Origin of the sequence: Streptomyces sp. NBC_01460 (assembly GCF_036227405.1) — a bacterium.
Lineage (GTDB): Bacteria > Actinomycetota > Actinomycetes > Streptomycetales > Streptomycetaceae > Streptomyces.
In genome coordinates this window covers 5,121,195-5,132,711 of record NZ_CP109473.1, presented here as the reverse complement: position 1 = coordinate 5,132,711, position 11,517 = coordinate 5,121,195, and the positions used below count along the sequence as shown (strand labels likewise).

11 protein-coding genes are annotated in these 11,517 nt (G+C 70.8%); 5 read left to right on the top strand and 6 right to left on the bottom strand.

Features of this window, described 5'->3' with window-relative positions:
• Positions 1 to 138: 138 nt before the first annotated feature.
• Both OG488_RS23230 and OG488_RS23225 read left to right on the top strand, forming a co-directional pair.
• Positions 139 to 726, top strand: a complete 588-nt coding sequence (locus OG488_RS23230) for a hypothetical protein (protein ID WP_329232049.1) — start codon at positions 139 to 141, stop codon at positions 724 to 726.
• Positions 727 to 835: 109 nt separating this feature from the next.
• On the top strand, positions 836 to 1,606 hold the full coding sequence (locus OG488_RS23225; protein WP_329232047.1) for a TetR/AcrR family transcriptional regulator: 771 nt from the start codon (positions 836 to 838) through the stop codon (positions 1,604 to 1,606).
• Positions 1,607 to 1,731: 125 nt separating this feature from the next.
• Here OG488_RS23225 and OG488_RS23220 read toward each other — a convergent pair whose 3' ends face one another.
• The 3 genes from OG488_RS23220 to OG488_RS23210 form a co-directional block, all read right to left on the bottom strand.
• The gene (locus OG488_RS23220) at positions 1,732 to 3,285 is read right to left on the bottom strand and encodes an ABC transporter substrate-binding protein (RefSeq protein WP_329232045.1); all 1,554 of its coding nucleotides are present in this window, start codon (positions 3,283 to 3,285) and stop codon (positions 1,732 to 1,734) included.
• Between the two features lie 141 nt (positions 3,286 to 3,426).
• Complete coding sequence (locus OG488_RS23215) at positions 3,427 to 4,734, bottom strand: metallophosphoesterase (protein ID WP_329232043.1); 1,308 nt, start codon at positions 4,732 to 4,734, stop codon at positions 3,427 to 3,429.
• A 54-nt stretch (positions 4,735 to 4,788) separates the two neighbouring features.
• Entirely contained in the window at positions 4,789 to 5,034 is a 246-nt protein-coding gene (locus tag OG488_RS23210; RefSeq protein ID WP_329232041.1) for an SCO4848 family membrane protein, read from the bottom strand.
• Positions 5,035 to 5,155: 121 nt separating this feature from the next.
• Between OG488_RS23210 and OG488_RS23205 the strand changes: the two genes are divergently transcribed.
• Positions 5,156 to 6,400 (top strand): D-alanyl-D-alanine carboxypeptidase family protein, encoded by a 1,245-nt coding sequence (locus OG488_RS23205; RefSeq protein ID WP_329232038.1) that lies wholly within the window; start codon positions 5,156 to 5,158, stop codon positions 6,398 to 6,400.
• On the opposite strand, the gene OG488_RS23200 is transcribed toward OG488_RS23205, so the two are convergent.
• Positions 6,348 to 7,283: a YihY/virulence factor BrkB family protein gene (locus tag OG488_RS23200; protein WP_329238941.1), complete on the bottom strand. Its 936-nt coding sequence runs from the start codon at positions 7,281 to 7,283 to the stop codon at positions 6,348 to 6,350. The two genes, OG488_RS23205 and OG488_RS23200, sit on opposite strands and share 53 nt — an antisense overlap.
• Positions 7,284 to 7,411: 128 nt before the next feature.
• Here OG488_RS23200 and OG488_RS23195 point away from each other — a divergent pair, with 128 nt between their 5' ends.
• Together OG488_RS23195 and OG488_RS23190 are read left to right on the top strand one after the other, a co-directional pair.
• Positions 7,412 to 8,761, top strand: coding sequence for an FAD-binding oxidoreductase (locus OG488_RS23195; RefSeq protein WP_329232036.1), 1,350 nt, complete (start codon positions 7,412 to 7,414; stop codon positions 8,759 to 8,761).
• Positions 8,762 to 8,896: 135 nt separating this feature from the next.
• Positions 8,897 to 9,655 (top strand): decaprenylphospho-beta-D-erythro-pentofuranosid-2-ulose 2-reductase, encoded by a 759-nt coding sequence (locus OG488_RS23190; RefSeq protein ID WP_329232035.1) that lies wholly within the window; start codon positions 8,897 to 8,899, stop codon positions 9,653 to 9,655.
• A gap of 130 nt (positions 9,656 to 9,785) precedes the next feature.
• Here OG488_RS23190 and OG488_RS23185 read toward each other — a convergent pair whose 3' ends face one another.
• Together OG488_RS23185 and trpS are read right to left on the bottom strand one after the other, a co-directional pair.
• Positions 9,786 to 10,376, bottom strand: a complete 591-nt coding sequence (locus OG488_RS23185) for a 2'-5' RNA ligase family protein (RefSeq protein WP_329232033.1) — start codon at positions 10,374 to 10,376, stop codon at positions 9,786 to 9,788.
• Positions 10,377 to 10,466: 90 nt separating this feature from the next.
• Positions 10,467 to 11,480, bottom strand: coding sequence for a tryptophan--tRNA ligase (trpS, locus tag OG488_RS23180; protein WP_329232031.1), 1,014 nt, complete (start codon positions 11,478 to 11,480; stop codon positions 10,467 to 10,469).
• Positions 11,481 to 11,517: the final 37 nt, after the last annotated feature.

Below are 11,517 nucleotides of genomic sequence, written 5' to 3'. Positions count from 1 at the left end.
GGTCCGTGCGGGGAACGGGGCCTCTTCGTGCATCGGACGGGCCGGGACGGTACGGTCATGCGGAGCCGGTGACCGGCTCACGTCTCCCGGTGCAGCACAGCGCGGGAGCAGATGGCTTGATGGAGAACGGGGAACGTTGTGAGCGATCCGAATCCGTACGCGGACGACTCATACAAGTGGGGCCCGCCCCAGCCGCCGGGCAACCCGCCCACGATGCCGGACGGACAGGGCTACGGCTACCCCGCGCCGGGCGCCACTCCGGCGTACGGCTACCCGCAGCCGCTGCCCGACGGAGCGGCGCAGCCCGGCCCCGGCTACGGCTACCCGGGCCCCGGCCAGCCGACCGAACCCGGCTTCAACCTGCCGGTGCAGCAGGGCGGCGGCGTGCCCATGCTCTCGCTCGGTGACATCACGGTGATGAACGACGGCATCGTGACCCCGTCGGGCACCCTGCCGCTCAAGGGCGCGGTGTGGACGGCGACCGACATGTCGCGCACCGAGGAGAAGATCCCGACGGTGGGCATCGTGCTGGCGATCGTCTTCGCACTGTTCTGCCTCATCGGGCTGCTGTTCCTCCTGATGAAGGAGAAGCGCACCACCGGCTTCGTGCAGATCACGGTGACCAGCGGTGGACGGCACCACCAGACGATGATCCCGGCGACGGGCCCCGAGACCTTCCAGTGGGTCATGTCCCAGGTCAACACCGCGCGTTCGATGAGCGCCTGAGCCGAGGAGCCCGGACCAGGCCCCCGGGCCGGGTGCGGGCACCGGGGAGTGCCGCACCCGTCCGGGCCGCCGGATCCGGCGTGGGGTACTCCCGGTTAGCCTTGGGAGCGTGGTGGAGCAGGAGAAGTACGTGAAGGACTCGGACGGCTCGAAGCCGGCCGGAGGCGACCGGGCGACCGGGAAGTCCGGGGCGCCGAAGAGTGAGCAGACCCGCACCCGGATCCTGGAGACCGCGCTCCGGCTCTTCGAGGAGCGCGGATACGACCGGACGACGATGCGGGCGATCGCCCAGGAGGCAGGCGTCTCCGTCGGGAACGCCTACTACTACTTCTCGTCGAAGGAGCACCTGGTCCAGGGCTTCTACGACCGTCTCGCCGCCGACCACGAGACGGCGGTCCAGCCCGTCCTGGCCGGGGACGGGGATCTCGCCGTACGCATCCGGGGAGTACTGCTCACCTGGCTGGACGTGGCCGGCCCGCACCACCGCTTCGCCGCGCAGTTCTTCAAGAACGCAGCGGACCCGGACAGCCCTCTCTCCCCCTTCTCGGAGGAGTCGGCGGCGGCCCGGGACGCGGTCGTCTCGGTGCACGAGCGCTGCCTGGCCGGCTCCTCCGTCAAGGCGGATCCGGAACTGGCGGAAATACTGCCGCAGTTGATGTGGCTGATGCAGATGGGGCTCGTGCTGTTCTGGGTCTACGACCGGTCCGAGGGCACGGAACGCAGCCGCCGGCTCGTCGAGCGCACCGCCCCGATCGCCGCCCGGGCGATCGCGCTCTCCCGTTTCCGGGTGCTGCGGCCGCTCGTGCGGCAGATCCACGACGTGCTGGCCGAGTTCCTGCCCGGCCGGCCGTCCGGCACGCGGGACGTCAAACCCGGCTGAGCTCCCCGCCCGGACGCCGGGGACGGCTGAGCTCCCCGCCGGACGTCAGATCCGGCTGATCCGACGCCGGCGTCGGCGTCGGCGCCGGCGTCGGATCCGGCTGAGCTCCCTGCCGGGCGTGGACGTCAGATCCACTTGAGTTCCCACAGCCGCCAGAGCCCCGTGCCGTCGGAGAGGTACTGGGATCCGGAGACGGACTGCTTGCTGACGACGTAGTCCTTCTTCTGCCACAGCGGGACCAGCGGGACGTCCTTGCCGACCAGTTCCTGCAGCTCCTTGAAGTCGGCCGAGGTCCGGCCGCGGTCGCTGTACTGCTGCGTGGCGGCGATCAGCGCGTCCATCTTCGTGCTGGTGTAGCCGTTGTGCAGGGAGCTGTCGCGGCCGACGAGCGGCTGGCTGAAGGTGTCGGGGTCCGGGAAGTCGGGGAGCCAGCCCAGGGTGTACGCGTCGTACTCGCCGGCCGCGTACCCCTTCTGGAACGCCTGCCACTCGACAGCCTTCTCCGTGACGTCGAACAGTCCGTCCTTCTCCAGCTGGCGGACCAGCTCGGTGGACTCCTCCTTGTTGGCGTCGTCGTCCCGGTGGGCGAAGGTGATGTGCAGCGGGAGCTGCACCCCGGCCTCCTGCATCAGCGCCCGCGCCCGCGCCGGGTCCGACTGCGGGTAGGAGTCGAAGAAGGGGGTGCTGTGCCCGATGTATCCCTGCGGGATCAGCGAGTAGAGCGGCTCCACGGTGTTCCGGTAGACCTTGGTGACCAGCGGCCCGCGGTCGATGAGCCAGGCGATGGCCTGCCGGACCTTCTTGTCCGCGAGCGGCGATCCCTCACGGACGTTGAAGACGAGGTTGCGGATCTCGGCGCTGTCCGCCTCGGTGACGCGCTGGTCGGTGGCGCCCGGGTCGAGCTCGGCGAGCGTCTCGGCGGGAAGCTGACGGTGCGTGACATCGACGTCCCCGGCCGTCCAGGCCGCCTGGAGCGCCTCGGACCCGTCGAAGTAACGGATGTCGACGGGCCCGCCCGTCTGCTTCAGCGCGCCCCTGTACGACGAGTTGGGCACCAGCTCCGCCTGGACACCGGGCTCGAACGACTTGAGGGTGTACGGACCGGAGCCGTCGGCCTGGTTGCCCGTGCGGAGCTTGTCCTTCGGGTACAGGGTGGGATCGACGATGGATCCGGCGCCCGTCGCCAGCTTCTGCGGGAACGTCGCGTCCCGCGCGGAGAGGTTGAAGGTGATCGTCCGACCTTCGGACACGACGGTGTCGAGGCTGGGGAACAGCACGGAGGGGCCGGCGTCGGCCTTGATCCTGAGCATCCGCTCGAAGGAGTAACGGACGTCCGCGGCCGTGATCTTACGGCCGTTGGAGAAGGTCAGGTCGTCCCGCAGCACGCACTGGTACGTCTGGAGCTTCTGACCGACGAAGCCGCAGCTCTTGGCCGCGTCCGGTTCCGGCACGACCGCCCCGGACTTGAAAGTCATCAGCGACTGGTAGAGGTTGCTGTAGATCGCCCAGGAGCCTGCGTCGTAGGCGCCGGCCGGGTCGAGCGAGGTCACTTCGTCGGACGTGCCCACCGTGATCGGCGACTCGTTCACCTCGTCCGAGGGAAGCAGTTGCCAGGCGCCGACGCCTGCGATGACCAATACGGCCAGAATCGCGAGAATCCGTAGACGGATGAACCGCATTGCCGTGCTCCCTTGCCAACCCACCCCCGGCTCGCGTGCATGGAGGCGCACCTCACCGCATCACGGCCGCATGTTCACCGTCACTTAATCACACGATATTCACATATGGAAGGTCAGAGTGTTGTTTCACAGGTTTCGCACTCAGGCCTGCGGGGAAGCGAGTTGCACCACGGTGATGTCGGAGGGGGCGCCGACGCGTACGGGCGGACCCCACGCGCCCGCACCGCGCGAGACGTACAACTGGGTGTCGCCGTAGCGTTCGTAGCCGGCGACGGTCGGGTTGGCGAGCTCGGCCACCAGATTCCCGGGCCAGAGCTGGCCCCCGTGGGTGTGGCCGGAGAGCTGGAGACCCACGCCGTACTCGACGGCGTCGTCGATGACGACGGGCTGGTGCGCGAGGAGGACCGAAGCGCGGCCACGGTCCCGGTCGCCGAGTGCGCGGGCGAAGTCGGGGCCCTGGCCCTCGCTCTCGCCCGCGACGTCGTTGACTCCGGCGAGGTCGAAGCCGGCGACCTCGACGCGGGCGTTCTCCAGCGGGTGCAGGCCCAGTTCGCGTACGTGGTCGACCCACTCGGCGGCACCGGAGAAGTACTCGTGGTTGCCGGTGACGAAGTAACTGCCGTGACGGGCCTCGATCTGCGCGAGCGGCTCGGCCGCGGAGCCGAGGTCGGCGACCGATCCGTCGACGAGGTCTCCCACCACGGCGACCAGGTCGGGGCTGGTCGCGTTGATCGCGTCGACGACGCGCCGGGTGTGCGCGCGGCCGAGGACGGGCCCCAGGTGGATGTCGCTGACCATGGTGATCCGGAAGCCGTGGGCGGAGCGCGGCAGTCCGGCGAGCGGGATGGTGATCCGCTTGGTGCGGGGGCCGCGGAGCACGCTGTAGGTGCCGTACCCGACGGTGCCGAGCCCGGCGACGGCGGCGGCTCCGCCGACCGCGCGGGCGACGAACAGCCGCCGGGAGGGGTCGGCGACGGCCGGGGCGGTGGCCTCGGGGCGCGGCGCGACATCCGTACGGGTGCTGCCCGTGCCGGAGCCGGTGTCGGGTGCCGCGGACCGGGTCACCCGCTCGGCGGCCGGGTCCGGCGCCTCGCTCGTGTGCGGAGCCGCGCTCCCGGCCGCTCCGGCCCTGCGGGCGAGGACGCGGCGCAGCAGGGGGCGGGCGGCCTCACCCACCAGCAGGGCCAGTGTCAGGTAGAGCAGGGCTGCCAGCCACAGGTAGCCCGGCCAGGCGAGCACCTGCTGCACGGGGAAGGGCACACCCGCCCGGCTGGAGACGAGGGCCCCGACGCTCAGCGACGGCAGCGCGAAGGCGGCGACCGTGCCCGCCCTGCGGGCGAGGCTTCCCTTCCGCGTCGTGTCACCGATCAGGCGGCGCCACACATACCGGTGCACTCCCGCGAGCAGCGCGAGAACCGCGGCCGCCACGAGTACGAAGACCACGATCACGTACGCTCCCCCGCTGAAACGATCTTGTCCGGACGCCCGCTCGCACCCGGGGCGTCATCTGCCTTCGCGGCGCCAGGCCCTGACACCACGGAACCCGATGACCCCTACAGCCGTCCCCAGGAGAAACGAGGTGACGGCGAGCAGCAGATGGACCCAGAAGTAGGCGGTCGGGTCGCCCGCGTCGTCGAACGCGAGCCCGCTGCCGTCCTTCCACAGATTTTTGACAAAGGTGACCCAGATGACCCAGCTCCACGCTCCGAAGACGAGCAGGAACCAGGAGACGGGGCGGCTGAGCTTCATGGCATCAGTATCGCCGCCGCCTTTCCGTCCCCACGCCCGGGGTGGGCCGACCCGGCGGTATGCACGGCGGGTCAAGCCATCCGTGTCCCCATCCTCAGCAACGCCATGTACGTTTCCGACCGTGCCTGCTCTGAAAAAGACCGTGATGACGGTCCTCTCTGCCGCGTTGCTGTCCGTATGTGTCGTCAGCCCCGCGGGGGCGGCCGACAAGGACAAGACCGACGACAAACAGCCGAAGCCGACCGGTCAGATGTCGACCGTGGGCGGCAAGCGGCTCGGCGAGGTGGGGACCCAGGTCGACCTGGGTCCGGGCGCCCCGGTCCTGCCCAAGGAGCTCACCGCGCGGTCGTGGATCGTCGCCGACGCGGAGGACGGCAAGGTGCTCGCGTCGCACAACGCGCACTGGCGGCTCCCGCCCGCCTCCACCCTGAAGATGCTCTTCGCCGACACGGTCCTGCCCGCCCTGCAGCCGAAGACGATGACCCACCTGGTGACCGAGGACGAGCTCGCCGGCATCGGCGAGGGAAGCAGCCTGGTGGGCGTCAAGGAGGACCAGTCCTACACGGTGCACGACCTGTGGCTCGGCGTGTTCCTCCAGTCCGGCAACGACGCGGTGCATGTGCTGTCCGAGATGTACGGCGGCGTGCCCGCGACGGTCGCCGCGATGCAGCGGCACGCGGAGGAACTGCAGGCGCTGGACACGACGGTCGTCTCACCCGACGGCTACGACGCGCCGAAGCAGGTCTCCAGCGCGTACGACCTGACCCTGTTCGCCCGCAGCGGGATGCAGAAGGCCGACTTCCGCGAGTACGCCGCGACGGCGACGGCGACGTTCCCCGGCGAGCAGAAGAAGGGCAAGAAGCGGGAGACCTTCGAGATCAGGAACACCAACCGGCTGATCACCGGTGACATCGGAGTGGATCCGTACCAGGGCATCGCGGGCGTCAAGAACGGCTACACCACACACGCGGGCAACACCTTCACCGGCATCGCCGAACGCGACGGCAAGGTCCTCCTGGTGACGGTCATGAACCCCTCGTCCGAGGAGAGCCACGCCGTCTACAAGGAGGCCGCCCACCTGCTCGACTGGGGCTTCGCCAGCGAGGGCAAGGTGACCCCGGTGGGCGAGCTGGTGCCGCCGAGGTCCGCCGTGCCCGCGAAGGACTCGACACCCGCGGCGGGTGCGGACAAGGCCGAGAAGAAGCACCCGGCCGCAGCGGCCGCCACCGGACCGGCCGGTACCAACGGGGTCTGGACGGCGCTCGCCATCGCCGGCGGAGCGCTCGTGGTCCTGGCGGGTGCGGTGTTCCTGGTCAACCGGCGCTGGCCGCTGCCGGACCTGGTGCGCCGTCTCCCCCGTCACTGACGGCCGCGTCCTCCTCGTCCGCCGGTTCCTCGTCCTTGCTGGGTGTCGCCGTCCAGGCGGCACAGACCAGCAGCAGCTTCGCGCTGAAGTTGATCCACAGGAGGAGGGCGATCGGCACACCGAAGGCGCCGTACATGCTCTTCCCCGCGACGTCCCGCATGTAGCTGCCGAGCAGCAGCTTCAGCAGTTCGAAGCCGACCGCGCCCACCAGCCCGGCCACGATCAGCCGGCGGCGCGGCGGCTCCACCCCGGGCAGCAGGGTCAGCAGGTAGAGCAGGATCAGGAAGTCGGCGAAGACCGCCACGGCCACGGCGGCCACCTGGAGCAGCACCCCGCCCACGCCGTTCTCGGGGATGCCCAGGCGGTCGACCGTCCAGCCGATGGCCGTCGAGGCGACGGTGGACACGGCGAGCGTGACGAGCGCCGCGCCGCCGAGGCCGAGGAGCAGGCCCGCGTCCTTCAGCTTGCGGACGACGGGGTTCCCCTCGTCCACGTCGTCCTTCTCCCACACGGCGCGCAGGCAGTCCCGCATCGAGCCGACCCATCCGATGCCGGTGAAGAGCAGCAGCACACCGGCGACGACCCCCACCGTGCCCGCGTGGGCCACGAGGTTGTCGATGCCGAGCTGGTCCGAGATGCCCGGCACCTGGTCGGCGAGCTTGTCCTCGATCTTGTCGAGCTGCTGGGGCGAGAGCAGCGCGGCGCCGATCGCCGCGCCGACCGCGATCAGCGGGAAGAGCGCGAGGAAGCTGAGGAAGGTGATCGCCGCGGCGAGCCTCGCCCAGTGGACCCGTTCCAGCGTCTCGTAGGAGCGCCAGGCGTGCGTCATCATCAGCCGTGCGACGAGCGGCCCGATGACGGGAAGTTTTTTCAGCCAGTCCATGACGTACGCGTACCCCTCCGGGCGTGGAAAACCGATGTCCGGAGCCTCCTGGGACACCAATCACCCTTTTCGGTGAGTGCTGTAACAAATCCCTCAAAAGGGTTTTGTTGGGCGATACGGTCACCACCATGTCCGTCGACACGGTGTCCTTGACCGGCTGGGGCCGCACCGCCCCGACGACCGCGCTGCGGTTCCGCCCCCGTACGTACGAAGACGCCGCGGTCGCCGTGCGGGGCCGCGGGCCCCGCGGGGTCGTCGCCCGGGGCCTGGGCCGCGCGCACGGCGACGCCGCGCAGAACGCGGGCGGCTCCGTGGTCGACATGACGGCGCTGGACAGGATCAGGGCGGTCGACGCCGTCGCGGGGACCGTGGTCTGCGATGCCGGGGTGAGCCTGCACCGCCTGATGGCGACGCTGCTCCCTCTCGGCTGGTTCCTCCCGGTCACCCCGGCGACCCGGCAGGTCACCGTCGGTGGAGCGATCGGTTCCGATGTGCACGGCAGGAACCACCGGACCGCGGGCTCCTTCGCCCGGCACGTGCGCTCCCTGGAACTGCTGACCGCGGACGGCGAGGTCCGTACGGTGCTGCCGGGCACCGATCTGTTCGCCGCGACCACGGGTGGCCTGGGGCTGACCGGCGTGATCCTCTCAGCCACCCTCGGCCTGCGCCCCGTCGCCACCTCCCTGATGTCGGTCGACACCGCGCGGGCGGCCGATCTGGACGGGGCGCTGGCCCGGCTGAGCGCCTGCGGCGACCACACCCCGTACGCCGCGGCCTGGATCGACCTCCTGGCGCGCGGAAGGTCGACAGGGCGCGCGATCGTGACCCGTGGGGAGCACGCGCCCCTCGACGCGCTTCCGGCGCGCGCTCGGCGCACGGCGCTCGCCTTCCGCCCGGGGAAGCTCCCTCCCGCAGCGGTCCTCATCCCTGAAGGGCTGCTCGGCCGCACCCCGGCGGCACTCCTGAACGAGCTCCGTCACCGCGGCTCCCCCGCTTCGCGGACCGGGGAGCTGCAGAAGATCTCCACCTTCTTCCACCCCATGGACGCCGCCCCCGACTGGGCCCGTGTCCCCGGCAGGTCCGGCTCCGTGCAGTACCAGTTCACCCTCGGGCACGGCCACGAGGAGACCCTGCACCGCATCGTCCGGCAGATCACCCTGCGCCGGACCCCCGCCTTCCACGCCGTGCTCAAGCGCTTCGGCGAAGGCGGTCCGGGCTGGCTCTCGTTCCCGGCGCCCGGCTGGACCCTCTCCTTCGGGCTGCCCGCCGGTCTGCCCGGTCTGGCGCGCCTCCTGGACGGCCTCGACGCGGAGGTGGCGGCGGCCGGCGGCCGGGTGTGCCTGGCGAAGGACGCGCGGATGCGGCCCGGGCTGCTGCCCGCGATGTACCCGCGGCTCCCGGAGTTCCGGGCCCTGCGCGAGGAGCTGGACCCGACGGGGGCCTTCCGCTCCGACCTCTCCCGCCGCCTCGCGCTCTGAGACTCAGGGCCGCGGGATGCGCTCCGTCATGGCGCATCCGTCCGCTGCCTCGGCCCTGTCGCTCCCCCGCCCGTCCGTCTCCGTTCCTCCGTCCGCTCGACCGCGCTCTCCGTCATCCCCGCTAGGAGTAATCCCGTGAAGGACGCCTTCGGTGCCCCGCAGTCCCTGCTCGTTCTCGGCGGCACCTCGGAGATCGGCCTGGCCACCGCGCGGCGGCTGATCGCCCGCCGCACCCGGACCGTCCGGCTCGCCGGGCGGCCCTCCCCCGCCCTGGAGCGGGCCGCGTCCGAGCTCCGCGAGCTGGGCGCCGACGTCCGCACCGTCGCCTTCGACGCGCTCGATTCCGCGTCCCACGAGGAGGTGCTCGGGAAGCTCTTCACCGACGGCGACATCGACATGGTGCTGCTGGCCTTCGGCGTCCTGGGGGACCAGGCCCGCGACGAGGAGGAGCCCCTCTCCGCGGTGCGCGTCGCGCAGACCAACTACACGGGGGCGGTCTCCGCCGGGCTGGTGTGCGCCGGCGCACTGCAGGCGCAGGGACACGGGTCGCTGGTGGTGCTCTCGTCCGTGGCCGGTGAACGTGCCCGGCGCGCGGACTTCATCTACGGCTCCAGCAAGGCGGGCCTGGACGCCTTCGCGCAGGGGCTGGGCGACGCGCTGCACGGGACGGGGGTGCACGTGATGGTGGTGCGTCCCGGCTTCGTGCGGTCGCGCATGACGGCGGGACGTGAGGAGGCACCGCTCGCCACGACACCGGGCGCGGTCGCGGACGCCATCGTGACGGGTCTGAGGAGGCGCTCGGAGACGGTCTGGGTCCCCGGGGCGCTGCGGGTGGTGATGTCGGCTCTGCGGCACGTGCCGCGTCCGCTGTTCCGGCGCCTGCCGGTGCGGTAGGGACCGTGCCCCCCGGGGGACGACCGGCGCCTGACGTCGGGCGGGCGTCGGCCACGTCCTTGTCAGGCGGCACGGGACCGGCCCCGATCGGACCGGTGCGGGACCTAGGCCGATCGGACCGGTGCCGGGGTCAGGGGCGCAGGGACGGCTGGTCCGTGGAGCTGCCGCCCTGGGCCGGCACGGCCGGCGCACCGCCGCCGGCGCCGAACGGGAACTCGTTGATCTTGCGCCAGACGCCGTCCGTGCCCTGCTCGTACAGCGCGAAGGAACCGCAGGCCCAGGCCGCCTCGTACGACGAGAGCTCCTCGTACGCGCGGTCCATCGCCTCCTCAGCGATGCCGTGCGCCACGGTCACGTGCGGGTGGTACGGGAACTGGAGCTCGCGCACGAGAGGCCCGGAGGCCTCCCTGATCCGCTTCTGGAGCCAGGAGCAGGCCGAGGCGCCCTCGACCACCTGGACATAGACGACCGGCGAGAGCGGCCGGAAGGTGCCCGTGCCCGACAGCCTCATCGGGAAGGCGCGTCCGGCCGTGGCGATCTGGGAGAGGTGGGTCTCGATCGCCGGCAGGTCGGCCGCCTCGGCCTCGGTCGGCGGGAGAAGGGTGACGTGGGTGGGGATGCCGTACGCGGCAGGGTCCCCGAAGCTCGCGCGCCGCTCCTGGAGCAGGCTGCCGTACGGCTCCGGGACCGCGATCGAAACGCCGAGCGTTACGGTCCCCACATCGTTCTCCTCAATCTTCGAAGGTCGTTCTTCGGTCGTGCCGACGTCAGTGTGGCCCCTCCGGCCGTGCTCTCGCCAGGGTCCTTGGACTCAGTGCTTCGCGGGCAGAAGACCCATCCGGTCGTAGGTCTGCGCCAGGGTCTCCGCGGCGACGGTCCTGGCCTTCTCCGCGCCCTTGGCCAGGAGGGCGTCCAGGGTCTCCGGGTCGTCCAGGTACTCCTGGGTCCGGGTCCGGAACGGGGTGACGAACTCCACCATGACCTCGGCGAGGTCGGTCTTGAGCGCGCCGTAGCCCTTGCCCTCGTACTTCTGTTCCAGGTCCGTGACGGCGGTACCGGTCAGGGTGGAGTAGATGCTCAGCAGGTTGCTGACGCCGGGCTTCTTCTCCGCGTCGTAGCGGATCACGGTGTCCGTGTCGGTGACGGCGCTCCTGACCTTCTTGGCGGTGACCTTCGGGTCGTCGAGGAGGTTGATGAGCCCCTTCGGCGTGGAGGCCGACTTGCTCATCTTGACCGCCGGGTCCTGGAGGTCGAAGATCTTCGCCGTCTCCTTGAGGATGTACGGCGCCGGGACGGTGAAGGTCGGGCCGTAACGGCCGTTGAAACGCTCGGCGAGGTCACGGGTGAGCTCGATGTGCTGGCGCTGGTCCTCGCCGACCGGGACCTGGTTGGCCTGGTAGAGAAGAATGTCGGCGACCTGGAGCACCGGGTAGGTGAAGAGGCCCACGGTCGCGCGGTCCGCGCCCTGCTTGGCGGACTTGTCCTTGAACTGCGTCATGCGGGACGCCTCGCCGAAGCCGGTGAGGCAGTTCATGATCCAGCCGAGCTGGGCGTGTTCGGGCACATGGCTCTGCACGAAGAGGGTGCAGCGTTCCGGATCGAGCCCGGCCGCCAGCAACTGGGCGACGGCGAGCCGGGTGTTGGCCCGGAGCTCCTTCGGATCCTGCGGCACGGTGATCGCGTGCAGGTCCACCACCATGTAGAAGGCGTCGTGGGACTCCTGCAGCGCCACCCACTGGCGGACCGCACCGAGATAGTTGCCGAGGTGGAACGAGCCTGCGGTGGGCTGGATTCCGGAGAGCACGCGGGGTCGATCAGAGGCCATGCACTCATTGTCTCAGGTGCGGAACCGATCTCCGGCA

Coding starts and splice junctions, on each gene's coding strand:
- OG488_RS23220 (WP_329232045.1), bottom strand. CDS start 3,285: ATGCGGTTCATCCGTCTACGGATTCTCGCGATTCTGGCCGTATTGGTC.
- OG488_RS23210 (WP_329232041.1), bottom strand. CDS start 5,034: ATGAAGCTCAGCCGCCCCGTCTCCTGGTTCCTGCTCGTCTTCGGAGCG.
- OG488_RS23200 (WP_329238941.1), bottom strand. CDS start 7,283: ATGGACTGGCTGAAAAAACTTCCCGTCATCGGGCCGCTCGTCGCACGG.
- OG488_RS23195 (WP_329232036.1), top strand. CDS start 7,412: ATGTCCGTCGACACGGTGTCCTTGACCGGCTGGGGCCGCACCGCCCCG.
- trpS (WP_329232031.1), bottom strand. CDS start 11,480: ATGGCCTCTGATCGACCCCGCGTGCTCTCCGGAATCCAGCCCACCGCA.